Here is a 25733-nt window from a genome sequence, read left to right on the forward strand (position 1 = left end):
TTACAGCGTTAATTTAAGACCGATATTATAGAACTTATTCTGTGGATATTGCAATCCATTATCATCCGCAATTTCAGGATCCACGCCATAATCGCTCAGGTTATCAAGCGAAAACAGGTTGTAACCATTAACATATATCCTGGCATTCTGGATCTTGATTTTTTCGGTCCATCTTTTTGGGATCGTGTAACCGATCTCCAGCGTCCGTGCACGGAGGTATCTCACATTATGCAGCCAAAAGGTCGAGTTTCTATTATAGTTGCTGTGCGCACTATCGTTGAAGCGCAATGCAGGATATTTACCTGCAACCCAAGGACTGCTTAGGTTGAAAGGATCGGTACGGTGCCAGCTATCGTCGGCAAAATTCTGTAATAAAGCCCCGGTGTTCTGGAATGCCCAGCGCTGTTCCCAGTTCTGGTTCCATGAGTACATGGCACCGCCAGAAAAATCGGCTGTAAAGTCGAAGTTTTTATAAGAACCTCCTATCGTGAAGCCAAACATTACGTTTGGTTGCCCGGTAGTGGTGTAACCTATTGGCCGCTCATCCAGTCCGTCGATAATACCATCACCGTTCTGATCTTTATAAATTAAATCACCCGGCAATAGTGAACGGTTTCCCTTTCCATCAATGTTCACTTTGTAATTGTTGATTTCATCAACGTTCTGGAATTGCCCGGTTACTTCATAACCCCAAAAAATATCGGTGTACCGTTGGTTTTGGCTGTTTCTATAATTATCCCACGAGTTACCGTAACGCGGTTTGTATTGATCTAAAAACTTTCTTCTGCTGATGGAAATATTTCCCCCAACATTATAATTAAACTCTCCGATTTTATCACGGTAATTCACTGCAAACTCGGCACCATACTGGGCATCACTTTCCAGATTTTCGGGAGGCAGTTGATATCCCAGTTCGATCGGTACCACCACATCATTTTTAATGGCCTTCAAACCCGAACGTTTTCTATAGAAATAATCAGCGGTTCCGGTTAATTTGTTACCGAACATGGTAAAATCCAAACCAACATCGGCAATTTTGCTCTTAAACCAGGTGAGGTTGTTGATCACAGGGCCTTTATCACGAGAAGTGGTAATGCTTTTTCCATCTAAAATAGCTGTACCCGCGTTGTATCGGTAACCGGTAAGATATGCGAAAGGATCAATACCTAAATCGTCATCCCCAAGCACACCATAAGAAGCACGAAGTTTTAAATCATTTAAAATTGTGCTTTCGCCTAGAAGCGATTTCATAAACTGCTCCTGGGTAATTCTCCAACCTATGGATGCTGAAGGGAAATAACCTACCCGTCTGTCTGGTGAAAATTTCCATGATGCATCTCTACGGCCAGAAAGTTCTAGGTAATATTTATTATCATAATTATAATTCAACCTGGCTACATAACCAATACGGGCCTCTTCTTCCTGAATGTCTGCGAAATCCTGTCCATCCATATCAGCAAACTGCAAAACAGGCAAAAGATTCGTCTGTGGTACCGCATGTTGGAAAGTGTAGGTCCTGAAACGGTCTAAACGTTCCGCAACCAATACCCCACCAATGGTATGTTTACCAAATGTCCGGTTATAATTGGCCTGTAACTGATAGGTATTGGTGTATATTTTTTCATTCCGGCGTTCTCTATAAGGGTTCGAACTGCCAACCTTTTCTTCATAAACACCGGTTTCAGGGTGGTAGGTATATACATTGTAAGTATATTCATGTCCGTTGATGATGTTATCGGCTATGTAATAAGAATATAATCCTCTTATCTCCAGGCCTTTTATCGGTGTATCATAACTTGCTGATAAATTGGTCTGTAAAACCCTCCAGTCTGATTTCCAGTAACCGGTAAGGGCTTTGCTCTGCACGGCAAACTGTTCGGTATTGTGCCCGATATCATTCGGATAATTCGGGTTGCCATTGGCATAAGCCTGTTCAGTTGGTCTGTTTCTCAGCAAGGCAAAACGGGCGGCGAAATAATCATCCCCTCCGGGTACCCCTGGCTGATCACGGCTTTCGATACGGCCGTTGATGAGCATACCCACTTTGAAACGGTCGGTGATTTTAGCCTCAATATTACTCTGGATATTGGTTCTGTTGAAATCAAACTCACGCTCGGTTCCATAAACACCTTTCTGATCCAAACGGGTAGCCGAAAAATAATAGTTCACTTTATCTGTTCCCCCAGATGCACTAAGGTTTACCGAACTCTGCGGTGCATTTGGTGCAATAATGATATCTTTCCAGTTTTGGCTTTGATAACCATACTCGGTACCTGCTTTCCATTTATCGAGTTCTGCCTGCGTAATATCTGTTTTTCCGTTTGCATTCAATTCAGCTGTAGCTTTTCCCAACATCCAGGTATAAGCGTCGGTGGTTTCAGGAAAGCGTACCCAGTTCTGCCAACCGGTATAGGCATCAACAGTAAACGTATTACGTGTGCTGTTTTTACCTCGTTTCGTAGTGACCAAAATTACACCGTTTGCCGCCCTACTACCATAAATTGCCGCAGATGCATCTTTTAACACACTAATGGTTTCGATATCGTTTGGAGAAATATTATTAAACTGGCCGGCATCCTGCTGTATACCATCAATAACATATAGCGGGTTGCCCATGTTACGGATCTGGATGTTGGCACTCGATCCCGGTCTTCCATCGGGCATCCTGAATGATACGCCTGGTAATTTCCCCGCCAAGCCGGTGCTTACCGTTGAGCCCCCATGTACTTTTTCGAGCTCTTTACTGCTAATAGAAGAAATGGCACCGGTAATGGCCTCCTTTTTTTGCGTGTTGTAACCTACAACCACAACTTCCGAAAGATCGTTATCGGAAGGTTTAAGTTTAACGTTAACCTGCGTTCGGCCAGCGATCGCAACTTCCTGATTGGCATAACCAACATAAATAAAAATCAGCGTAGCATTTTTATCCGCTACCTGAATTTTGAATTTTCCGGCTCCATCAGTGGTTACGCCTGTGCTGGTGCCCTTCACTTTAATACTGGCACCAACCACGGTTTCACCTTTTTCGTCAGTTACTGTTCCGGTAACGGTGGTTTGTTCCTGGGCACTAAGCTGAAAGGAGAGTGAAAGTAGTGTGAGAGAAGCGAAAATAAAAGAGAGTACCTTGCGCTTCAAGAACATTTTCTGAAGGAGGTACCAATCCAGGCATACAAAGCCGCCGTAAGAGAATAAACTTCTTTTCATATGGGGTTAGATATTTGGTTAGTTAAAGAAGTAAATGGTTTTAGTTCGATTTAATTCTTTTCAAAGATTCGGTTTTTAGCTGTAGTGGGGGATACGCATTTGTATCAATATTTCTTCATTTTGTCTCGATTTATGTTTGTGACGAAAAGTTTTTGTTATTATTTTTTTTGCCTGTGAAACACTAATGGTACGGAAAACACAAGCGCTGTGTCATCCTGATCCGATCGCTAAGGAATGGAGTGAAAAGATCCTTTAGCATTGCTTTAACCCACATTCTATTAGAATTTATCATAAAATCGCGGTCTCCTTTTATATATTGCGCTTTCCAGACTTTGCTTTTATTATTTATATCCGAATGTATTATCATCCCCTGATACAGTAAATGAGCATAACGCTCATTACAAGTTTGAAATCACTATTATTTCCAGACCCCTCAGGAACCTGGTTATAAACAACTATTACTAAAAATTATATTTTAAAAACGCCAAAAGGTGATATGTGAATGCCATTAAGGCTGCCCCAGATAAAAATCAAAGGGTTTATCCCTGTCGCATACCAGCGTTCCCTCTTTAAATTCGAGTTCGGCAACATGGATAGAGGTGCGTTTATTGGAATAGGAGAAGGTATAATCCTGGTCTAAGCTACCTTCGAAATGGGTTTTTCGACCGGGATGGGTAAAATAAAAAATGTAGGCCTTCCCTCCCACCACCTGTACATCGGCATGCGCACCCGTTGGTGTATCTTCAGGCCGGTGCCCCGGAACATCCAGAACCATGCCCTGTTTTTCCCAGCTTTTGCCATCCTTCGACCGGTATACCCGTTGCCCGTGCCATTCGTCGGTAATCATCCAAAACCAGTTGTTAAAGAAAAACGCCTTTGCACCTTCGTGCGGGGCACCGCCAATGGCTGGTTCGGCCTGCGCAGTCCAATGTTTCAGATCGTTACTTTCCGCCGTCATGGTAATGCTTCCCTTCGAACTGTCCTTATACCACATGTGCCATTTTCCATCGGGCATTTTCAGCAAGGTAGGATCAATCACCTGATCTGAATTTAGTGAGATAAAGCCCTTGTATTTCCATTTCAGTAAATCTTTACTGGTATAATGTGCAATTTTCGCCGTGCCTCCCCAATGGTTACGGACGCCCTGAATATAGGCAAGGTACATGTGGTAAAGGCCCTTCTCATAAATCACATCGGGTGCCCAAAAGGTGTTTACACCAGGCTCGAAATCTAAATCGAGTGCGCCCTTATATACAAAGGTTTGCCCATTATCGGCGGAGGTGGCCACACCGATGTTGGTTCCATAACAATAGGCTACATCGTTGGTCTGTGCATTTGCCCTGCGCTGGGTATAGAGCATCCACCAGCTTTTTTCGGCATTGTTGTATACCATAACCGGATCTGCAGCACCGTCGTATATCGGATCGCGGTACAAAGGCGAGGGTGCGATCCGCAGCTGTTGCGCAAAAGCATTAGCTGATAAACACAACAATATTGACAAAGATATAGCTTTAAAATTTTTCACCTCGGGTTGATTTGGTTAGAAAAGCACAAATAATAGAATTTGCTCCGCAGCACAAAACCGATCTGTCTCAATCTTTCTACTTATCCTCTCAAATGCGATTTCAGTTAAAATCAAAACAATTCTTTGATATATTTGAGGCTGCTGACCAAAAATCTATTGAAAAAACTCTTAATCCTTTTATGTCTCCTGTTTCCGGCCAATCTGCTCCTGGCCCAGCCTTACTATTTCAGGCATTATCAGGTAGAAAACGGACTCTCGAACAACACGGCTTTTTGCAGTGTTCAGGATGGAAACGGCTTTATGTGGTTTGGCACTAAAGATGGTCTCAACCGTTTTGATGGTTATTCTTTTAAAACGTATCGGCATGATCCGGATAAGGCCGGCAGTTTGGGGAACGATCTGATTTATGCCCTTCACCACGACCAGGACAAAACCCTGTGGGTAGGCACCAACGACGGCGTTTACCGCTATCAGCCCTCAAAAGAAAGTTTCAGTATGATCAAAGGCACCAAAGGGATGCGCATCATCGACCTGGGCAGTGATCAGGAAGGCAATTTATGGATCCTTTCGTCCTTTAAAATATACCGCTATCACAAAAGCACAAGAAAGATAGAGGTTTTTGGCAGCAATGCCCCTTTTGATGCTTCGTTGGTTAGCGTTTTAAAAAATGGCAGTGTATGGATCAGTACCGGAAAAGGAACAGTAGAAAAATATAACCCCAAAGAAAATAACTTCCAGAGTTTTAACATCAACGGCAAGAATCAAAAGCCCGAATATGGCTGGGTATCAAGGCTCGTTGAAACCGAAAACGGCAAATTGTTAATCGGCACCACCAACCAGGGTGTAAAACTCTTCGATCCGCTTAGCCAGCAATCAAAGAATATCTTAAGACTGAACGACGATCAGACCCCGATTTTTGTAAGGGACATTAAAAAAACAGGTTTACATGAGTTTTGGATTGCGACAGAATCGGGGATTTACATTTATAACGATTCGACGGAAAAAATTACACACATCCAAAAACAGTATAATAATGACTATTCGTTAAGCGATAATGCTGTTTATACCATTTGCCATGACCGTGAGGGCGGTGTTTGGACGGGCACTTATTTTGGGGGTGTAAATTACTATTCGAGCCATACTTCATTGTTCACCAAATATTTCCCACAAAAGGGCACCAATTCCATCAGCGGCAGCGATGTGAGGGAAATTACCCGAGACCAGGCCGGAAATTTCTGGATCGGGACTGAAGATGCGGGCTTGAACAAACTTGACATCAGAACCGGACAATTTAAACACTTCCTGCCGGATGGAAAACCCGGGAGCATCGCTTATTCCAACATTCATGGTTTACTGGTTGATGGTGATAAACTCTGGATTGGAACTTTTGAACATGGACTGGATGTATTGGACCTGAAAACCGAAAAGGTAATTAAACATTATCAGGCAGGAATAGGAAATGCGCTGCGCACCAACTTTATTGTTACCTTCTGTAAAACGCGATCGGGTGAAATTTTGGTAGGCACCATTAATGGCATTTACCGTTACAACCGAAAGCGCGATGATTTTGATCCTATCGGGGGGCTTCCCTTTCTTTTTTACGATTCGGTTATCGAAGATCGAGATGGCAATATCTGGGCAGGTACTTTTAACGACGGCGTTTTCCGCTTTAATTTATCCAAACCCGGATCAGTGAATTATCGGAATAGACCAGGCGATCCAAAAAGTTTAAGCCACAATACGGTGAATAGTATTTTTGAAGATAGCAAGCAAAATATTTGGATCACTACCGATGGTGGAGGGCTTTGCAGATTTGATCAAAAAACACAGCAATTTAATCGTTATGGCACAAAGACCGGTTTTCCAAGCAACTATCTGTTCCGCATAGAAGAAGATAATGCGCATAAATTCTGGATCAGCAGTACAAGAGGACTGATCCACTTTGATCCGGCTACAGGCCTGAGTAAAACTTACAGCAAAGCAAATGGATTGCTAACGGATCAGTTTAACTACAATTCGGCTTACAGGGACAAAATCGGCCGCATCTATTTTGGCAGTGTTAAGGGCTTGATCAGTTTCAATCCGGCCGATCTGGCGACCACCTCGTATGAAACGCCTGTATTTTTAACCGGATTTCAGATAAACAGCACCGAAAAAAGCGCAAATGGTGCAGATGCCGTATCTGATAAATCGATTGTTTATGCCGATACCATCGAACTTAATTACAACCAATCTTCTTTTAGCATCGACTTTGCGGCGTTAAGCTACCGTTCTCCCGAAATGACGGAATATGCATACAAAATGAGTGGCCTTTATAAAGATTGGGAATATTTAAAAACCAACCGAAAGGTATACTTCACGAAACTGGCCCCTGGTAAATATACTTTTGAGGTAAAAGCATTGGTGGAGGGAAGCAATACCTGGAGCAATAAAAACGTAAAACTACTGATCATGATCAGTCCGCCTTTTTATTTAAGTCCTTTTGCTTATTTTATTTATTTGATTAGTGCAGGCGCGATTATTTTCTTTTTGGTATCGCGTTACCACCAAAAAATTGCCCTAAAAAACAGCAGGCGCATGGAGGTTTTTGAACATGAAAAACAAAAGGAAGTTTACCAGGCAAAGATCGAATTTTTCACCAATGTTGCCCATGAAATCAGAACACCGCTAACGCTGATTATCGGCCCAATGGAAAAACTGATCAAACAGGCCGACGCCATACCCGCCATCGAAAAGAACCTCCGGATTATGGGACGAAATACCGATAGGTTATTAAAACTGACCAATCAGTTGCTTGATTTCAGAAAAACAGAAACCAGCGATTTCTCCTTAAACTTTGTGAAAGCTGATATTGCGGAGATCCTCAAAGATGTATTTCTCCAGTTTCAACCGGCAGCCGATCAGCGAAATATCAACTACGCCATCCATTTGCCTGAAAAAACATTTCTCGCCTATATCGATGTAGAGGCTTTTTATAAAATCATCAGTAATCTAGTTGATAATGCCATCAAATATGGAAAAACGACTGTCGAAATCACTTTAGGAAAAACAGCTGAAAATGATAAATTCAGGGTGTTGGTCAAAAATGATGGCAATAAAATTCCATCGGAAATAAAAGAGAAAATTTTTGAGCCTTTTTTCAGGGCTAAAGAAACGGAGATCACTGCCGGAACAGGAATAGGACTTTCGATCTCAAAATCGTTGGCACAGCTGCACAACGGCGAACTTTATCTGGATTTTAATCACCACGATTTTAATATATTTGTACTGGAACTACCCATTCATCAACTTATAGAGTTTAATCTGAACGGAAAATGGAAGAAATTGTAGGTACGCAAGTGATAAAAGATTCCCAGGAAGGCGAAAAGGCTGTAGTACTACTGGTAGATGACAATGAGGATATCCTCGATTTCATATCGGACGACCTGGAGGAGAAATACCATGTGCTGCAGGCCAGAAATGGTGTAGAGGCCTTAAAAGTTTTGGAGCATGAAATAGTACAACTCATTATCAGTGATGTAATGATGCCTGAAATGGACGGTTTCGAATTCTGCGCAAGAGTTAAGTCGACACTAGAATTTAGCCATATCCCTGTGATTTTGCTTACCGCAAAAAATTCACTGCAATCCAAAATCGAAGGTTTGGAACTGGGCGCCGATGCTTACGTGGAAAAACCATTTTCACCAGAGTTTCTTCAGGTGCAGATTTCCAGTCTGATCAAAAACAGGAATAAAATCAAAGAATACTTCTCCAGCTCGCCCCTGTTGCATATCAAGAGCATTGCGTATTCGAAGGCGGATGAGATTTTTTTGGAAAAACTTCAGGATACAATCAACAAAAACATCAGCAACCAGGATTTGGACGTAGAACATCTGGCCGAAAAGATGAATATGAGCCGCCCTACCCTCTACCGTAAAATCAAGTCCATCTCTAACCTGAGCCCTAACGAGCTGATCAACCTGGCCAGATTGAAGAAAGCTGCAGAGCTTTTAAATGAGGGCATGCTGAAAATATATGAAATTTCCGAAATTGTAGGTTACAGTTCCCAATCACATTTTGGAAGAAACTTTGCCAAACAGTTTGGGATGTCGCCAACGGATTATTTAAACACTAAAACCACAGATAAAAAAAGACCTTAAAATCAAATAGTTAAGCATTGTTATTCTATTATTTTTTGCGTAGATTGTGATAACCAAAATATAGAAGTTATGAACATGCTAAAGAAAATCCAAAACTGGGGCGATCAGCATCACCCAAAATGGTTAGATTATTTTAGAATCTTATTGGGCCTTATTTTAATTTGGAAGGGTATTGATTTTTATATCAATATGCAAACCTTTAGCAATTTGATGCGAGGAGCATTTTTAGGCACTGCTGTAAGCATCAGCATATTGGCACACCTCATCATTATGCTGCACATTATCGGAGGTCTGGCCATTACCTTAGGCACACATACCCGCATATTCTGTTTGGTTAACTTACCAATACTCATTGGTGCCGTATTCTTCATCAATATGTCTGGAGGTATTTTTAAACCTTACTCAGAATTCTGGTTTTCGGTTTCAGTGCTGGTTGGATTGGTCTGTTTTGCTATTGAAGGGAATGGGATATTATCTGTAGACAGAGACAAAGTTTATCCCAAACAGGCGGTGTGACCGTAATAAATATCCATCAAAAAGCGGATAGATAGCACATTTAAGCTATCTATCCGCTTTTTTTTATTTTTTTTCACCAGCTAACTAAATGATTAACAACACATAGAAACTTTTTTAAAAAATTTAATTAGAAATCATTTGCAGATTTGCTTCAAGTTTGTACTTTTGCGGCGGAGAGTTGGCAGAGTGGTCGATTGCGGCAGTCTTGAAAACTGTTGACTTGTTAAAGGGTCCGCGGGTTCGAATCCCCCACTCTCCGCATGAAGGGAGTCAATTATTTCCCTGAGAGGGTTGCTCTAAAAATGGCAACCCTTTTTCTTTGATTATCAATACTTTATGTTCAAATTCGGGATTAATTGAGGGTGTTCTAAAAGTACCCTCTCTAAAGGCGAGGTCTTGTTTGAACACCTGGTTCGAGATAGCGTGTTTCTGCCCCAATGAAGAATCTTTAAAAATCTTAGGCTTATCGGTATCCTGAATTTAAGAGACTATCCCTAGCATATTCCAGTTTAGTGGAATTATACCTACAGGCATACGAAAGAGTGTGTTTATTGGGTCGCCCTCCAGAGTTTTTAATTATCCAATAAATATTACCGGTAAAATTTGTTAATTGGTACACTTATTTTAAATGTCTTTTGGTTTTCCTGAAAATATCCTCGTATTTATCCAGGTCATTGATCTGATGCCGGAGCTTACTTTCCCAATCCCTTCCAAATGCGGCTTGCTTGGTGATTACTTTGCTGGAAAATTCTTCTGGATTATGTTTGTGCCTTGCCGCTTTTTGTTCAAATGCCCCCCAGTGTTCATCGAGATCCATTCTTTCAATTTCAAGAAAATACCAAAAGTCATAGAAGTCACGTGGCTCAGTCCGGCCCATCAAAGCGGCCATTTTTTCTATTAACACCTCGCTCAGGGGATAGCATTGGAGCCTGACCTCCAAGTCTTCCATGTCGGAGTAATCGGTAAAAAGGGTGCGTTCTTCTGGTTCATACACCATTACCTCTCCCCGTGTGATGTCAACTTTAATATCACGGCTCCCCAGATTTCCGCCAAGCGGACCAATATAATTAATATAAAACTGAGAACTTCCACTAGCTTGATGAACATTTGCTTCCTGAAGCTCAAGGTTGATGTTGGTTTCCTCTTTGACCCAATCGAAAACTTACTCAAACGCGGTTATCATATCCTCATGTGTTAACGCCTCGTTAAGCAAAGTGAAATCCAAATCTTCCGAAAACCGGTAATCCTCGAAATAGCATTTTTTAAGTACTGTACCGCCTTTAAAAACCAATGCTTGGGAAAGGGCTTTCTGCTTGGTTACCCCGATCAGAACCTAGGTCAACACATAGTCCTTTTAGATCTGCCTATCACTTACCCGGTTGTCATTTGCCCGTTTGTTAATTTCTTTTGATGTAATCATTTCTTATGTATAAAGCGGCGATAGAATAGATTGTTTGTCAATGTTTTCCTGAATGTGCCACCTGTTTTTTCTTTTTCCTTCTTCCGGTCTCGAAGGGTCTAACAGATAATATGCCGTGGCTTTCTTTTCCTGTAGTTTTTCTATTATAGGCGTATTAATTTCCAGTAACTCCAGCAGATAACCCAGTCGCTTGATAACAGCTAACGTATCAAATCGTATGGCATAATCAAACAGCTTCTGATAGTCAAACTTATCCCTGCTCTTATATATTGCTTTGGTGATTTCGGTAATTCCTCCGGCATACTCCGGTTTGGACAGGGCATCAATTATGGTTTTTTCCAAGTCTGAACAGATGACCTTATTGAAGCTATCCACCCATGTTTTTTTACTACCGAAAAAACGTTTGTCATTGTGATAGATGAACTGGAACGATATGCCATTCACCCTGATCACCGCAGGCTTTATCTGTTTGTTGGTCACTATCTGTTCGATAAGCGCAGGCTGGGTTATCAGGCTGTGTAACTGCATAGCTGAATAATAGCCGATATAGTATTTTGCATCTCCCGCAAGCAAGGCGCCAAGCATGTGCCAGTCAGGCATAAAACTATCCCCATCCTGGTCATAGGGTATAATATGATAGAGACCATCCCTCAGCCGCATCAGCAACTGCCTCTTTACCATCAGGCTAATCATTTTCCGGACTGCTCCCCGGTCACTGTCCGGTAGCAGCTGATACGCGTCTTTCAAAACAAACGCTTTTTTACCATCTTCATTCAGCTTTGCCAGCAGCGAAGCGGATTCTTTATTCAGTGTTTTAGCATTTATATCTTTCATGTTACCTCCCAAGTAACATCTAAGATATGAAGTATAATTCATTTTTACAAAAATTATGCTTTATATATCGAATGTTACCTTGTAAGTCACAATTAAGATATAAAAGATAACCTTAGTCTGGATGCTTGTGTTTCAATGAACTCCCTTCTCCCCGCAGAGCAATTTTAAGACCAACATTGTCGGGCTTTACTATTTATAAGGATTTTGCATGAACTTTAGGTATTCTAATCTCCCTCATGCTATAAACGTTTTCCCAAAAAAGAAATGGCATCAATGATTAAAAATGAAATTATCCCCGTTGAGGTGAAATCTGATGAGAATGTACGTAGTAAAAGTCTTTCGATATATAATAGCCTTTATGAACCGCCAGTGAGGATAAGAGATTCGCTAAAGAATCTGAAAAGAGATGATGGGTTAGTTAATATCCCCTTGTTTTTGGTCGACTACACGGAAAAATTACTTACACTTAATTAGCCGTCGATTTATAACCGACCCATGTTTCCATAGGCATCTCTTATTATCCGTAAAAGTTCCCGCAAGTGTTCAAATGGACTCCCTTTTTCCCCGCAGAGGTATCAACCCCTGGATAAAGCCTGGAATCATAAGATTTCAGGCTTTTTTCGTTCTGAATCGTATCAATTTGCGCGAATTCTAATATTTGAATTCCTCACCTACGCATTGTTAAAAGGCTAAGCCATTATCTAATCAGTTTGGAATCTTTCAAGGTTACCAGCCTTTATTACTATTACCCAGGCAGATTGTCAGCTAAAATCTGATTTTACGGGTAGGGCTTTCGTCGAGAAACTACAATAGCTTTGTTTAGTAAACAAAACTATTGTAGTTTTGTGTCAAATGCTTTTATTATGATACCACAGAATATCCTTTACCAGATCATCCGGGCGCAAAGCCTGAACATAGCTAACAAGGACATAGGGCTAAAAAGGGACACCCTTCCATTGTTGCCAAATTTAGCAGCCCATGCCCTAATTGTATCAGGCATAAGGAGATGTGGAAAGAGCACTTTGCTAGTTCAATTATTAAATAGTAAATACCCTGGTGCACTATACCTCAATTTTGAAGATCCCAGATTATATGAATTTGAAAACAACGATTTTTTAAGGTTAGATAATTTGATTCGGGAGCAGAACCTTTCAGTGCTAATGTTTGATGAAATTCAAATTATTCCCGAATGGGAAAGATACGTACGGCAGAAATTAGATGAAGGTTATAAAGTTGTTGTTACTGGCTCAAATGCCTCTCTATTGAGTAGAGAATCAGGAACCAAACTTACAGGAAGACACATAACCAAAGAGTTATTCCCATTTTCCTACCACGAATTCATTTCCCATCAGAAAATAAAGCCTTCAACTGAATCATTAATTGACTATCTGAAAATCGGTGGCTTTCCGGAGTACATCAAAGAAAGAACCGACGATATCCTAAACCATCTTTTTGAAGACATACTGATTCGTGATATCGCAGTGCGTTACAATATCAAAGACATCAGAACACTTCAGCGCCTGGCTCAGTATTTAATTTCAAACGTTGGAAAACCTATATCCGGTAATAAGCTTAAAAACATTTTTGAAGTAGGTGCTACCAGTACCGTATTGGAATATCTGTCACATATGGAATATTCATATTTATTACATTTTGTACCTAAGTTTAGTTATTCTCTAAAAAAACAGATTGCAAACCCGAGGAAAGTATATGCAATTGATACTGGCCTCATCAATGTCAATTCAGGATCTTTTACCGAAGACAATGGGCGTAAATTCGAAAACCTCATTTATTTACATCTTCGCCGAACCTATAAAGAGATTTATTATTTTTCAGAAAAAGGGGAATGTGATTTTATTGCATTTAAAAACGGGGCTTTTCATCAGGCGATCCAGGTATGTTTTGAATTAAATCCAGATAATCTGGACAGAGAAGTTAACGGTATGGTTGAAGCCCTGGAATTATTTAATATTAAGGAAGGAACTTTAGTCACCATTTCACAAAAAGATCAGTTCGAAAAAAATGGAAAGGTTATTCATGTCATTCCTGCTCATGAATACTTATTGAAGTGGCACTACAAGACTTAGAATATTATTATTTTCAGTAAATACGCTTCAAAATCAAGAAAATACCACTTAAGTGTTCTAATAAACTCCTCCTACCCGCTGAGCTATCAAAACCCAGATCAAGCCTGAAATCGGAAGATTTTAGGCCTTTACAATTTACGGCGCCTCAAAACATACCTAAATCATCAGAGTCCTGAAGGGTGATTCGGCGAGTAAAACGAAAAATTGAAATGACTCACCAAGGAATAACTCAAAAATGCAGTAGAACTGTTTGAGACCAATAGTTAGCTCCAAAGATGCTATGGTCGATACGCTTAATAAAACATTTTGTTATAGCTTTTTGGCTATATTTGACATTTTCATCTTTTAGTTATTTGATTAACTTTGAGTTTTATTTAACACCGTACCATGTATCGCAAACTCCAGGTATTGCTCACCTTCCTTATTCTACCATTCACGTTATGTGCACAATCTGCTGATGACATTTATACACAGGCCCGTAACGCTGCATTTGAGAACAAGGACTATGCAAAAGCAATTCAGCTGAGTAAGATTGCCCTTGAAAAAAACCCTGAATACTCAGAGATACGTGTCTTTTTGGGTCGTTTGTACACCTGGAGCAAAAAAACCGATAGTGCCAGAACAACTTTAAAAACCGTTATCAAACAAACACCAAAATTTATGGATGCCTATTTAGCACTGGGCAACCTGGAATATTGGAACGATAACAATGTTGAAGCACTACAGGTAGTTAATAATGGCCTGGCTCAGAATCCCGAAGCGCAAGAGCTATTGTTATTAAAGGCAAAGATTCTGGATAATGAGAAAAAATGGGCTGAAGCAGATGAATTGCTGAGCAATTTCATAAAGAAAAACCCATCTAATACCGAGGCCAGAGCGCTGGCCATGAGAATTAAAGATCATAGTGCACTAAACAAAATTGGAATTGGTTACGACTTTGTCTATTTTGACAAACAGTTTGACCAGCCATGGCACCTCTCCTATTTAGACTACACCAGGCAAACCAAACTGGGTTCAATTACCGGAAGGTTTAATTATGCTAATCGCTTTAACAACAACGGAACCCAGTTTGAAATAGATGCTTACCCGAGAATATCTTCCAACTTACAGACTTATGTGAATTTGGGTTATGGTGGCAACAATGGCGTATTTGCCCGGTATAGGGCCGGAGTTTCCCTTTTTGCCAGTCTTCCTTTAAGTTTTGAAGCAGAGGCAGGCTTTAGGTTCCTCCGTTTTTCTGACAATGTCTGGATATACACCGCTTCGGTTGGAAAGTATTATAAAAATTTCTGGTTTAATTTCAGAACCTATCTCACCCCATCAAATGAATCTATTTCCCAGTCGTTTTCACTCACTACCCGGTATTATTTAGGGGGGGCAGATGATTATCTGAGCATTGCATTGGGTACGGGTGTTTCTCCTGATGATCAGCGGAACAATGTATTGATAGGCGCGCAAAACTACAAGCTCAAATCAAATAATATTTCCCTTTCCTACCGCATGTCCATTAAACGTTTAAACATTCTCAACATTAAAGTTGGATTAGACAACCAGGAATATCTGCGGGATACCAAAGGGAATCAGTTAGATATTGGTCTTGGATATATCAGAAGATTTTAATGAAGAAAAGAAGGATCCTTTGGGGTATTACAGCTGTTTTTCTTATTCCTATAATAATGTTTATCATTTGGGCTATAATTCCCAAAAGTAAACTTGTTGTTGCCATAATAGACAAAACCGTGCTAAATAAAGCGGGACAGGAACATGTTTCTCTCACCTGGATTCTCAATCATGAAAAATTCACGAAAACAACCCGGTTACCATATAAAATTTCGAATGACTATTTTGGCTTTTTCCCAAAAAGCCAGGATAAATACCAGATCAAGGGACTCGAACGCTTTACCCTTCCGCAGCTGGAGCAATTGAGTACCGACGCCAATGCTGTTTATTTTACCGACACCTATGGTATTTACCAAGACGACTGGCATAATAAGACACAAAAAACAATTCCAAATTCTTTAATTTATGGGGGCTTAAGCACTCAGGACTTATCCTTTCTGGAGTTTATGAAAAAAAAACATAAACTGATCATCACCGAGTACAATACGATTGGTTCCCCTACTTATGTAGAAAACAGAGTAAAATTTGAAAAACTGTTTAGTATGCACTGGACAGGCTGGACGGCCAGGTATTTTAGTAGTCTTGATACATTAGTGAACAAGGAACTTCCCAAATGGCTGATCAGAAACTATCAGTCTACACACCATAAATTTTGGAAATTTTCACGGTCGGGGATTGCGTTTGTTAATGACGGGGGAGAAGTTGTGATCTTAGAAGACAAGGTCCACCTTTCAGATCCCGTACCACACATTGAAACGGGTATCGAAGGCCAAAAAAAGTATGATGTTCCCGAACGGATCAGATACCCTTTTTGGTTTGACGTGATCGTACCGGATACCAAAGTTAACCATGTTGTGTCAACATTCAACATTTCCACCAACAAGGAAGGCGCCAGGGAGTTACAGCGGTATCATATCCCCAACAACTTTCCCGCTGTAATTAGCCACCAGGGAAACGATTACCGCTTCTTTTATTTTTCCGGCGACTTTTGCGATAACCCGATATCAATTACCTCGTCTTACTTTAAGGGCATCAGTTGGTTTAGTTTTTTATTTTACGACACTTCAGATACCATGGATCGCAAAAACTTCTTCTGGAACTTTTACCGGCCTATGTTAACTGAGATTTTAACTTCATACAAACACTAAAAAATCTTTTATTATTTTTTCTGTGACCTGTATTTTTTGATCAGTGAATCTGGCAAAATCGCTTGTTTGCCGGGTTGTACAACACTGTTTCGTTTTCTAAAATCCTCAAAACCCTTTCTTAAACGGCCAGAATGCAACTCATCCTCTACAGGCGTTTCCTGCATTTTATTATCCAGTTTAAAAAGCTGCTGTCCGTTCAGATGGTATTCATCCATAATAAAATCCAACTGGTCCGTTTTGGTCTGAATTAAGGGGTAGGCGTGAATATTCCGGAAGCTTACGGAAGTATCGAGCCCCGACCCCATCCAGGAAACCGGGTCAGGAGTTTGAATTTGGTAGTGTTGTTTTAAATAGCTCAATAAACTCGGCGCAACATCAAAATGAGTTGATATAGATTCCATTCGGGATGTCCGCTTCAGCTGTGGCGAATAAATCAAAAGCGGCACGTGATAGCGGTCGATCTTAGTAGACATTGGAATCTCCGGCATACGGTGATCACCAGTTATTACAAATATCGTATTGGCAAAATCAGCCCTCTTCCGGTAATCCGCAAAAAAGCGTTCGAGTGAGTCATTAAGGTAGAGAATACTGGAATATTGAAGTTTATAATGGCGGTAAACCTCTTTTTTATCTTCTGAAAAACCAAGGGTCTGCATCCGTTTCTCGAAAAGATCAAGATATTTTTGCTGATTATTAAGTAAAAAGGGATCATGGGTAGATACCGTCAATATCACATTCAGTTCAGGGTGGTTGTCAGGTTTCGGACTGCGCGTATTCAAATAATACTTGAATAATTGGTCGTCAGTATATCCCCAGGAAAAACCGTTGGCCTGTTGTGGTAAACGGGTGTATCCTACCGGAAAGGTTGCTTCGTCTCTTATCTCATCAACTTCATTATAACGAAGAAACAGCTTCATGTTATCAAATTCTGCATCCCCGCCATAATAAAAAGAAGTATGGTAACCGTTGTGTTTTAAAATCGAATAAAGAGAAAGATGAGGTGGCATACGTTCGCCCATATCCAGAAAACCTGCTTTTCCAAAAGGAAGCGATCCCATTAACGAAGGCAATACCGCAAAGGTTCGTCCTCCCGCACTCAAAAAATTTGGCCAGTAGAGGCTCTTGGTAGAGAGCGAATCAATGAAGGGGGTAAAACTACCTAAATAAGCATCATCATTACTAAAGGCCCTTCCAAGGCCCTCAACTATAATAAACACAATATTGGGGAGGGGTTTACCAGCATTAAAAAATGACCCTAACACCTCCCTGTCGCCAGGAGCGTGCAAAAATGGATAACCAGCAGGATCAATATAAGAGAATTGGAAAGTCGTATTGGACTGTTCACCATAATCACCAATGTAGCGATCGGCATAAATATCGGTTTCTTCTTCCTCATCAAAAAAATACCTGTTACTAGAAGACAGGAAATATTCCAATTTATTGGTGGCCAGGTTATTTGCATATTCAGAAGAAAAGCCATTTACCGTTGTACGTCCTTTGGGAATGATGAGAACAAGTAATATCAATGTGCAAAGCATGATAGCAGCGGCTTTTCTACCTATCTTGATACGAGGTAAAAAGTACCGTAATAGCAGAAAAATAAAAGTCAGGAACAGCAAAAAACCGATAATACTTTTTGCACTGACAACCCCCGATGAGGCTGTAGTTTGCAAAATATCTTTTAAAGAATAGCTATATAAATCTGCCCCCAAAGGCACTAGTGCAGTATTGAAGTAAAATACAAGTAATAACGAAATCATTGTACAGATAACCAGTACCGAAATGGCTATAGCCGATGCAATTTTTTCAGAGATAAGATAAAGTATAAAGAAAGTAGGATAAGTGATTACTGAGGAAGAAACCGCAAATAAAACACTGTTCACCATACTCCGGAAAACCAGTCCGGGCTCATGAGAAAAACCATTTGATAAACCGCTTATTACCTGTTCTAAAATACATATTAACATGACCAGTAACACCCATGTTAACATCAAAGGAAAAAATTTCGTGGCAGAATCCATGATTTTGCGGGTGGGCAAACGCTCAATAATATCTCTTTTATTCATGAATGATTACTTTTTTTTTGCAACAGTAAAGCCTGCCCTGGTCATTTCTCCCCAGGAGTTCTTTTTTCTCAACAAATCGATATTCCCCATTATCGCCGACCATACTACAAAAGGATGAAAAACAAATGCTTCAGTAAAAGCTGTGAAAATAAGCCGGAGAATATCTTTACGCCGCTTATATTGATTATAAGTCAACACTTCCATAAATATGGCAAATACCGAGTATAGAAAACCAAAACTGAAAACCAGAAGAAATAACGATAGAAAGAATTTCCATTGCGTTAAACCCAATATGCAAAATAAAATAAAAAATGCAAAACCAAAAAACTCTAGAATGGGAGACAGGAACTCGAAAAAGAACCAATAGGGATAGCTCAACATGCCAAGTATATGGTATCTGGGATTGAAGAACATTTTTCTGTGGATGTTAAGTGTTTCAATTGTTCCCCTGGTCCAACGGTTACGCTGTCGGCCCAAAATCTTAAAGGAAGCGGGAGCTTCTGTCCAGCATAATGGATCGGGAATAAAGCTCACCACATAGGGTATGCGGAGTTCTTCCATATATCTTCTCATCCTCACCACAAGCTCCATATCTTCCCCTACCGTTTTATGGTCGTATCCTCCGGCTTTAATTGCTATTTCCCGATCGAAAGCGCCAAATGCGCCAGATATTAAGAGCAGGCCATTTAACCGCGACCATGCCATACGGCCCAACAGAAAGGAACGGATATACTCTAAAGTCTGTACCCTCGGAAGAAAAGATTCAGGCAAGTTCACCTTAACCAGTTTCCCACCCTTAACTTCACAGCTATTGGCAATGCGGACAACGCCACCTGTTGCTATAACCCTCTTTTTCGTGTTTTCCAGAAAGGGTTTGGCAAGTTTGAGCAAGGCATCCTGCTCCAGAATACAATCTACATCAATACAAACAATGTAATCTTTCTGTGCAACATTTATCCCCACATTCAGCGCATCTGCTTTACCCCCATTTTCTTTATCTACGACGATAAGCTTTTTAAATATGCTTTTTTTACTTTTGTAGATACCCCTTACAGATTTAGTATGGATTTGTTCATTAATAAAATAATCAATTTTTTTCAGATCATAAGCTTCAATAAGTTTTGCCAATGATTCATCTTTACTACCATCATTAATGATAATGAGTTCGAGATTTGCATAATGGATAGAAAGCAGAGAACGTACATTTTCTACAATATTGGCACCCTCATTGTAAGCCGGGGCCAAAATACTGATACCGGGTGCCTGATCTGAACTGGCCAGAAGCCGGTAATCGGTAAATCTATTCTTGAACATATAGGTCCTAACCTCTCCAATAGAATATAAAGCTATAAAGAGATAAGATGAAATGAGCAAGACGGAATAGGCCAATAAGCCATAGCTAAAAAAGTCGGTCAATATATTCTGCCAGCTCATACCTGCTCTCCCTCCACCTGCTGAATGATCGACAATAAAACGCTATCAGTCATCTCAGCCTGCTTTAAATTTCTGAATGTATCCATATCGATTTTAGCAATTGATCTTATTAAGCTACGTCTTAGCTCATTATGAGGAGTTGACAGGAGTTCGATCAATTGCGGGATATCTTCCCTGGTGGCGATGAATTGAAATGCCCTTGCAATGGCCAATTGATTTGTAAGGGTTTCCTGTGGAAAAAACATAAGAAGATATTTCATGCTTTCCTCAGATTCCCATTTGCGCAGACAATTGATAGCCTCTAACCGGATATTTTCCTCGGGGCTTTCTAAATGAGGTAGAACATATGAATACAGTTCAAAGCGCCTGTAAGTGCCTGCCAGTTTAAGCGAAAACAACACAACACTCCAATTGGTAGACTGCATCCATTTCTCAATTCCATTAAAATTTTCAGCAGGAAGCAATGAAAGCTCATTGAGTAATTTGATCTGCTGCCAGGAAGTAAGCTGATAGGATATCACATCCAAAAACCGCAAACCTTCAAAACCATATAGTTTGATGATGGCTACTTGTGCTTCGCCACGAACCAACTCATTTTTATGATTACTATACCGGTAAATTTTGGCTAATAAGTCCTTTAAATCCATTAAACCTATTTCTTGCAGTGCCATGGCCTTACGATGCCAGTGAGGTCCCCTCAATTGTTTCAAAGCGTACTGGTCTAATCCCAGCTGAAGGTAGAGGTGCTTTAGGGGTAAGGATGAAGGGCCAAGAATATTTTTCCGGGCAACCAGAAGTCGATGTGTTAATAGCTTTCTGAAGTTTCGGTTGCCCAAAAGCTTTTGCATCCTTAACGTAATCCTGATGGGTTCGTTCGGCTGTCGGGATTCGGAAAAGATGGCATTCCTGACCACGAGATCACACATATTTTTCCACTTCGCCCGTTTTCTGCGTCTTGATTTCTTTATCGTTGCACTCGAAAGTACATATAAAATAAGGACCAGGGCAATGGTGAAAAAACCTAAAGAGATAAAAATAAAATAGTTCATTACTTCATTCGCAGGGCGAACCTTTTTACCCTGACAGATAGTTCGCTTGGGCTGAAAGGCTTCGTTATATAATCATCGGCCCCCAACTGGAAGGCCTCTAAAACTACTTCTTCTTGCCCCATTCCGGAAAGGATAATGATTGGTATTTCGGGACTATAACTTTGCTTGACAGTTCCTACAATCTCCAGTCCGGTCACAAAAGGCATCATAATATCAGAAATGATCAGATCAGGTCTCAATCGTTCAATTTGCTCCAATGCTTCTAATCCGTTGCTGCAGCAAAAAACCTCATGACCATCTTTAAGGAGACGGAGATGGATGGTTTTAAGCATCAGTTCATCGTCCTCAGCGATTATAATTTTCATATCGGGATTTTGTCCGAAGATATAAAAATTTCATACAGATGAGAAGAGCATTCTCATAAATCCTATATTTACATGCGTTAAAAATATTTACCCTAACAGAAAATCAGCTATCTGAATCCTAAAATTAATATGTCTTCCCAACTTAATCCAATTCCGAGCAATGAATTTGAAAGGCTTATAAGCTTATCAGATTTCGACCTGGACTATTCTAACTTAAATGAACACTTCAAGGATCTGACCGAACTGGCAGCCAGGGTTTCGGATTCTGAAATCTCTGTGGTTAACCTCATCGATAGTTATACCACCTGGTCTATATCCAGTTTTGGACTTGAAAATATATCACAAACGCCCCGTGAGGAATCGACCTGTCAGTATACCATCATGAACAATGATTTTTTTGAAGTGGAAAACCTGACACTTGATGACCGCCTCCGGGATAAGGCCTTTGTAAACCCGCCCTTAAGCCTGCGATATTATTTCGGATTACCCTTAACTACCGTAGAAGGAAGCAATATTGGAGCGCTCTGCGTGCTCGACAGAAATGTAAGGAAACTCAGTCCTGAGAAAATAGAATTGCTCAGGCTGATTGCCAATGAGATCGTGAACAGGCTCAATACAATTAAAGTGGTAAAGGAACTGAAAAACAGGCTTACAGATTCCAACCAAAATAATTTCAAAATTGCCCATGATATTCGTGGTCCCTTATCGGGAATTATTGGCATTGCAGAAGTAATCAGTGAACGTGGAGACAAAAACCAACTGAATGATCTCCTTGATCTAATCAATATGATTCAGAAAAGCAGTAAATCACTGCTTACCCTTGCAGATGAAATCCTGACAACAGATTATCAGAAAAGCAGCGCACTCTCCAATGATGAGTTTAACCTATCGGTATTACAGGAAAAACTTGATGTACTTTACCGGCCACAGGCCAGGAACAAAGACATTTATTTTAACGTTAAAATCAGCTCGGCAAACCACCAAATCCCTTTTGCAAAAAACAAACTATTACAAATAGCGGGCAACCTGATTTCTAATGCGATCAAATTCACTCCTGTAGCGGGGATAGTTACTGTGGATCTCGAGCTTAAAATAGAGTTGGCAAGTAAAAACCTTGTTATTGCCGTTTCGGATACCGGACCAGGCCTAAGTGTTGATGCCATACACATGATACTTTATGGTGAAAAAAATTCTTCTTCGGGAAGCAACGGAGAGCAGGGATATGGCTTCGGTCTTTTGATGGTCAAACATCTTATTGATGTGCTAAAAGGTAAACTTGAAATCGATTCTGATGGACAAAAAGGCACACGGTTCATCGTAACTTTGCCTATCACATAAATTGAGACGAAATCAGCGTTTAGACTAATCCCTTAAGGATTCTTGGGAGAATCACTAAAAGGGATCAAAAGCTATAGAAAGCCTGGAACCGTAAGGTTCAGGCGTTTTTCGTTTATAAAAACTTAATTTCACAACTCGAAAAACAAGCATTAAGCTTTCTAGAATGGACTATATTTCTACTGAATCCTTTTCAGCAACAACAAAATATGGTTGCCTCCTGCAAAACATTTACCGGAAGGGTACACATTAAACATTTAGATCAGGTGGCTTTTCTGGATACTTTCTTTTAACAGCACAAACTCGTAACTATCTTGTGGAATGGCCCGTCTGAGCGATTTCAGTTTTTCGGGCACAAACCTAAACCTTATTTTACCATAAAGATCCTGATAAACACCAATCTGCTCCGTAATTTCGCGTACCATACATTCGTATTTTTGATAGGTTTCAATTAAATCTATCCTAAGGTCCCTGATCTGATCGCAACCTTTAGGATCATTACCAATGATCCCTTCCAGTTCTTCCAACTGATTGAGCAGACCGATCATATTTGCTACCGTTGCTTTGCTTATCCCCTTTAAACTCATATTATTTCTCAAAAATCTTTTAATACCTGCAGCAAAATCTGCCACAGGCTTATTTCCAACACCTATTATACAGCCTTGTGTTTAAGCTAAAGCAGGTTTAACCCGTGTCTTATTTCCCATCCTGGCTACAAAAAAGGCAATCGAAGCCGATAATATACAGGCTATTGCGGTTACGATAAAAATATTGTTGCTATTGCCGGTAATATCGATTACATAACCCAGAAACGGTTCGCCAATGGCCGCAAAAAGATAACCGCACATATTCATAATCCCTACACCTGTACCGGTTAACCTGTTCCCCAACATATCCGGACTCAATGGCCAATAACAGGCTTGCGGCCCGTAAACAAAGAATCCCGTTAGCAACATCAACACACTACTGAGCGCGATCTGTTGTGTGGGCACGATAAAAATAAGAAGCGAAAGCACTGCACTTGCCGCCATGCCCACCACTATGGCTTTTAACCTGTTCCCCTTAAACAAAGTATCGGATAAAACCCCAAAACAGAGTGCCCCGATGGCCATACCAACCGGAAGCAGAAATGTTACCCAAATATTGCCCGGGTTATCTTTCCAGTTTTTACCCAGAAAATGTACCGGAACCCAAAATATAAGCCCATAACGGGCCATACTTTCGAAGCCGAATGACAATGAGGTAAGCAGAAACTTTTTATTTCTGAAAGCTTCCCTATAACGATCCAGCCAATCTGATCCCACATCTACAGGTCGCAGGTTTTTGGTACTTTCGCTGTCTTCAGGTTGATCTTTTGCAACAATTAAAAGTATGGTTGCCGTAACCAACAATAACAATACAGGCAGGCGGAACAGCATCCGCCATTCAATACCCTGCTGGAGCAACACTATAGAAATGAGGTAGGTAACTGCCGACGATAATCCCGCAGCCATGGTGTAAAAACCAAAGGCCTTGCCCCGTTCATGCTCATCCCACCAGTTATTGATCAGTTTTGCCCCTGGTGCCCAGGCCATCGACTGAAAGAAACCATTAAGTCCCCACAGGATCATAATCATGGTAGCCGTGTTTGAAAAACTGATGGCAATATTGGTCAGAATAGATAAATAAGCACCCGTTGCAATCATCAGTTTAGGACTTAGTTTATCAGCAAGGTTGCCATTGATTAACTGCCCAACCGCATAACCAATCAACATACAAAAGCTGATCCATCCAATGGTGCTATAAGGAATATTCAACGAAGCAACCATGCCTTTTACGGCCCAACCGAAATTGTGCCTGCCGGTGTAAAAGAATAGGTAACACAACATGGTGACCAATAACATTCTCCACCTTAACCTGCTGGTATTATTGTTGTTCATCACCGGCTTTTTTAGTAACATTTATCCCAACCCGTATCGGTTTATCAGCCACGGCATAATTAAATGCAGATTCGGCATCCCTCAATGAAAATTCTGCTGAAACCAGTTCTTCAAATGGAAATTTCGTGTAATTATTTTCGATAAACTGAACTGCTTTTACAAAATCTTCATAGTTATAGTTGTGCAAACCCTTAATGGTAATGAGGTTCCGTACTACACGCTCGGCATTCACCTGTACCTCGCGGTTTTTAAATACCGCTCCTATCCAAACTGCTGTTCCGCCAACCGTAAGGGCTGCCAATCCGCTTTCCATGGCATCGGGCGATCCACTCATATCAAAAGCTACATCAATACCATCCGGAAGCTGGGGATGATCAGTTAATAAGTGTTGAACATTTGCACCAAAGGATGTAGCCAGTTGTAAACGTGCTTCGTTTACATCCGCAACATGTATTTCCTGTGCACCATCGGCACTACACATAGCGGCGCATACCACGCCCAATAAGCCTACGCCCGAGATCAGTACCTTTTTACCCCGAAGACTTCCTGAAAGCCGTATGGCTCCGGCAACCGTAGCTACTGCACAATTAATGGTCGCTGCAACTTTTAAGGGAATCTCTTTACTGATTTTCAGCACTGTAGTGCCATTTTTTAATATACAATGTGTAGAAAGGCCGCCATGCAACGCATCGGTTTCCGTTACGGTAGCATGGCCATATTTAAATAAGCCATCCGATTTTTGTGGCATGCCCGCCCTTGCCTTAGCAGAATTGGCGTTCGAAGAAAATATGCTCCAGGTTACCCGGTCACCAATCTTAAGCGGATTTCCCAAATAATCCATTTTGCTATGCGCTGTATGAAAACCAACAATTTCACCTACAATTTCATGCCCCAGTACCGTAGGCACAGCCTCATTGCGCAAACCGCAAAAAGTATGCAGGTCGCTACCGCAGATTGTAGTGTAAAGATTTTCAATCAGGATTTCGCCGGGCTGTAATTCAGGGATGGGAGTTTCCATTTCCTCTAGGGCTTTTCCCGCTCCATTGAAAACAATGAGGGTTGCTTTTTTCAT

General features: G+C 40.7%; 17 protein-coding genes, 1 tRNA gene and 1 pseudogene. 8 read left to right on the forward strand and 11 right to left on the reverse strand.

Annotated features, from left to right (window positions below):
• Window positions 1–3204 (reverse strand): SusC/RagA family TonB-linked outer membrane protein, encoded by a 3204-nt coding sequence (locus tag AC04Q1_RS04970; RefSeq protein WP_478362399.1) that lies wholly within the window; start codon window positions 3202–3204, stop codon window positions 1–3.
• A gap of 508 nt (window positions 3205–3712) precedes the next feature.
• Entirely contained in the window at window positions 3713–4729 is a 1017-nt protein-coding gene (locus tag AC04Q1_RS04975; RefSeq protein WP_478362401.1) for an exo-alpha-sialidase, read from the reverse strand.
• Between the two features lie 156 nt (window positions 4730–4885).
• Between AC04Q1_RS04975 and AC04Q1_RS04980 the strand changes: the two genes are divergently transcribed.
• From AC04Q1_RS04980 to AC04Q1_RS04995, 4 genes are all read left to right on the forward strand, one after another.
• Window positions 4886–8059: a ligand-binding sensor domain-containing protein gene (locus tag AC04Q1_RS04980; protein ID WP_478362403.1), complete on the forward strand. Its 3174-nt coding sequence runs from the start codon at window positions 4886–4888 to the stop codon at window positions 8057–8059.
• Window positions 8044–8868, forward strand: a complete 825-nt coding sequence (locus AC04Q1_RS04985; RefSeq protein ID WP_478362405.1) for a response regulator transcription factor — start codon at window positions 8044–8046, stop codon at window positions 8866–8868. Before AC04Q1_RS04980 ends, AC04Q1_RS04985 begins: the two co-directional genes overlap by 16 nt.
• Before the next feature lie 69 nt (window positions 8869–8937).
• Window positions 8938–9384: a DoxX family protein gene (locus tag AC04Q1_RS04990; RefSeq protein WP_478362406.1), complete on the forward strand. Its 447-nt coding sequence runs from the start codon at window positions 8938–8940 to the stop codon at window positions 9382–9384.
• A 172-nt stretch (window positions 9385–9556) separates the two neighbouring features.
• Window positions 9557–9643 (forward strand) — tRNA-Ser (locus AC04Q1_RS04995).
• A gap of 360 nt (window positions 9644–10003) precedes the next feature.
• Here the strand turns inward: AC04Q1_RS04995 and AC04Q1_RS05000 are convergent.
• A pseudogene (locus tag AC04Q1_RS05000) lies at window positions 10004–10714 on the reverse strand (nucleotidyl transferase AbiEii/AbiGii toxin family protein).
• Window positions 10715–10807: 93 nt separating this feature from the next.
• Complete coding sequence (locus tag AC04Q1_RS05005) at window positions 10808–11638, reverse strand: type IV toxin-antitoxin system AbiEi family antitoxin domain-containing protein (RefSeq protein ID WP_478362408.1); 831 nt, start codon at window positions 11636–11638, stop codon at window positions 10808–10810.
• Between the two features lie 863 nt (window positions 11639–12501).
• On the opposite strand from AC04Q1_RS05005, the gene AC04Q1_RS05010 reads away from it, so the two are divergent.
• The 3 genes from AC04Q1_RS05010 to AC04Q1_RS05020 all read left to right on the forward strand — a co-directional run bounded on the left by AC04Q1_RS05010 (window position 12502) and on the right by AC04Q1_RS05020 (window position 16493).
• A complete protein-coding gene (locus tag AC04Q1_RS05010) occupies window positions 12502–13725 on the forward strand; it encodes an ATP-binding protein (protein WP_478362410.1) in 1224 nt (407 codons plus the stop codon).
• A gap of 387 nt (window positions 13726–14112) precedes the next feature.
• Window positions 14113–15345 carry a YaiO family outer membrane beta-barrel protein gene (locus AC04Q1_RS05015; RefSeq protein ID WP_478362412.1) on the forward strand — a complete coding sequence of 411 codons (1233 nt, stop codon included), beginning with the start codon at window positions 14113–14115 and terminating at the stop codon, window positions 15343–15345.
• Window positions 15345–16493, forward strand: coding sequence for a hypothetical protein (locus tag AC04Q1_RS05020; RefSeq protein ID WP_478362414.1), 1149 nt, complete (start codon window positions 15345–15347; stop codon window positions 16491–16493). Before AC04Q1_RS05015 ends, AC04Q1_RS05020 begins: the two co-directional genes overlap by 1 nt.
• Before the next feature lie 11 nt (window positions 16494–16504).
• Here AC04Q1_RS05020 and AC04Q1_RS05025 read toward each other — a convergent pair whose 3' ends face one another.
• From AC04Q1_RS05025 to AC04Q1_RS05040, 4 genes are all read right to left on the reverse strand, one after another.
• Window positions 16505–18559 (reverse strand): LTA synthase family protein, encoded by a 2055-nt coding sequence (locus AC04Q1_RS05025; protein ID WP_478362416.1) that lies wholly within the window; start codon window positions 18557–18559, stop codon window positions 16505–16507.
• Window positions 18560–18565: 6 nt separating this feature from the next.
• A complete protein-coding gene (locus tag AC04Q1_RS05030; RefSeq protein ID WP_478362418.1) occupies window positions 18566–19873 on the reverse strand; it encodes a glycosyltransferase family 2 protein in 1308 nt (435 codons plus the stop codon).
• 116 nt (window positions 19874–19989) lie between these two features.
• On the reverse strand, window positions 19990–21042 hold the full coding sequence (locus tag AC04Q1_RS05035; RefSeq protein WP_478362420.1) for a HEAT repeat domain-containing protein: 1053 nt from the start codon (window positions 21040–21042) through the stop codon (window positions 19990–19992).
• Window positions 21042–21407, reverse strand: coding sequence for a response regulator transcription factor (locus AC04Q1_RS05040; RefSeq protein WP_478362422.1), 366 nt, complete (start codon window positions 21405–21407; stop codon window positions 21042–21044). The genes AC04Q1_RS05035 and AC04Q1_RS05040 overlap by 1 nt, the downstream gene beginning before the upstream one ends.
• A 129-nt stretch (window positions 21408–21536) precedes the next feature.
• On the opposite strand from AC04Q1_RS05040, the gene AC04Q1_RS05045 reads away from it, so the two are divergent.
• Complete coding sequence (locus tag AC04Q1_RS05045; protein ID WP_478362424.1) at window positions 21537–22745, forward strand: GAF domain-containing sensor histidine kinase; 1209 nt, start codon at window positions 21537–21539, stop codon at window positions 22743–22745.
• A gap of 254 nt (window positions 22746–22999) precedes the next feature.
• Here AC04Q1_RS05045 and AC04Q1_RS05050 read toward each other — a convergent pair whose 3' ends face one another.
• The 3 genes from AC04Q1_RS05050 to AC04Q1_RS05060 all read right to left on the reverse strand — a co-directional run bounded on the left by AC04Q1_RS05050 (window position 23000) and on the right by AC04Q1_RS05060 (window position 25733).
• Window positions 23000–23341 (reverse strand): hypothetical protein, encoded by a 342-nt coding sequence (locus AC04Q1_RS05050; protein WP_478362426.1) that lies wholly within the window; start codon window positions 23339–23341, stop codon window positions 23000–23002.
• 69 nt (window positions 23342–23410) lie between these two features.
• Window positions 23411–24661: an MFS transporter gene (locus tag AC04Q1_RS05055; RefSeq protein ID WP_478362428.1), complete on the reverse strand. Its 1251-nt coding sequence runs from the start codon at window positions 24659–24661 to the stop codon at window positions 23411–23413.
• On the reverse strand, window positions 24648–25733 hold the full coding sequence (locus AC04Q1_RS05060; RefSeq protein WP_478362430.1) for a zinc-binding dehydrogenase: 1086 nt from the start codon (window positions 25731–25733) through the stop codon (window positions 24648–24650). Before AC04Q1_RS05060 ends, AC04Q1_RS05055 begins: the two co-directional genes overlap by 14 nt.

This window comes from Pedobacter humicola, assembly GCF_056490705.1.

Bases quoted from the DNA above. Each gene is read 5' to 3' on its own strand.
- AC04Q1_RS05055 (WP_478362428.1), bottom strand. From the start codon at position 24,661: ATGAACAACAATAATACCAGCAGGTTAAGGTGGAGAATGTTATTGGTC.
- AC04Q1_RS04970 (WP_478362399.1), bottom strand. From the start codon at position 3,204: ATGAAAAGAAGTTTATTCTCTTACGGCGGCTTTGTATGCCTGGATTGG.
- AC04Q1_RS05040 (WP_478362422.1), bottom strand. From the start codon at position 21,407: ATGAAAATTATAATCGCTGAGGACGATGAACTGATGCTTAAAACCATC.
- AC04Q1_RS05060 (WP_478362430.1), bottom strand. From the start codon at position 25,733: ATGAAAAAAGCAACCCTCATTGTTTTCAATGGAGCGGGAAAAGCCCTA.
- AC04Q1_RS05035 (WP_478362420.1), bottom strand. From the start codon at position 21,042: ATGAACTATTTTATTTTTATCTCTTTAGGTTTTTTCACCATTGCCCTG.
- AC04Q1_RS05045 (WP_478362424.1), top strand. From the start codon at position 21,537: ATGTCTTCCCAACTTAATCCAATTCCGAGCAATGAATTTGAAAGGCTT.
- AC04Q1_RS05010 (WP_478362410.1), top strand. From the start codon at position 12,502: ATGATACCACAGAATATCCTTTACCAGATCATCCGGGCGCAAAGCCTG.
- AC04Q1_RS05030 (WP_478362418.1), bottom strand. From the start codon at position 19,873: ATGTTCAAGAATAGATTTACCGATTACCGGCTTCTGGCCAGTTCAGAT.
- AC04Q1_RS04985 (WP_478362405.1), top strand. From the start codon at position 8,044: ATGGAAGAAATTGTAGGTACGCAAGTGATAAAAGATTCCCAGGAAGGC.
- AC04Q1_RS05025 (WP_478362416.1), bottom strand. From the start codon at position 18,559: ATGAATAAAAGAGATATTATTGAGCGTTTGCCCACCCGCAAAATCATG.
- AC04Q1_RS05020 (WP_478362414.1), top strand. From the start codon at position 15,345: ATGAAGAAAAGAAGGATCCTTTGGGGTATTACAGCTGTTTTTCTTATT.
- AC04Q1_RS05005 (WP_478362408.1), bottom strand. From the start codon at position 11,638: ATGAAAGATATAAATGCTAAAACACTGAATAAAGAATCCGCTTCGCTG.
- AC04Q1_RS05015 (WP_478362412.1), top strand. From the start codon at position 14,113: ATGTATCGCAAACTCCAGGTATTGCTCACCTTCCTTATTCTACCATTC.
- AC04Q1_RS04990 (WP_478362406.1), top strand. From the start codon at position 8,938: ATGAACATGCTAAAGAAAATCCAAAACTGGGGCGATCAGCATCACCCA.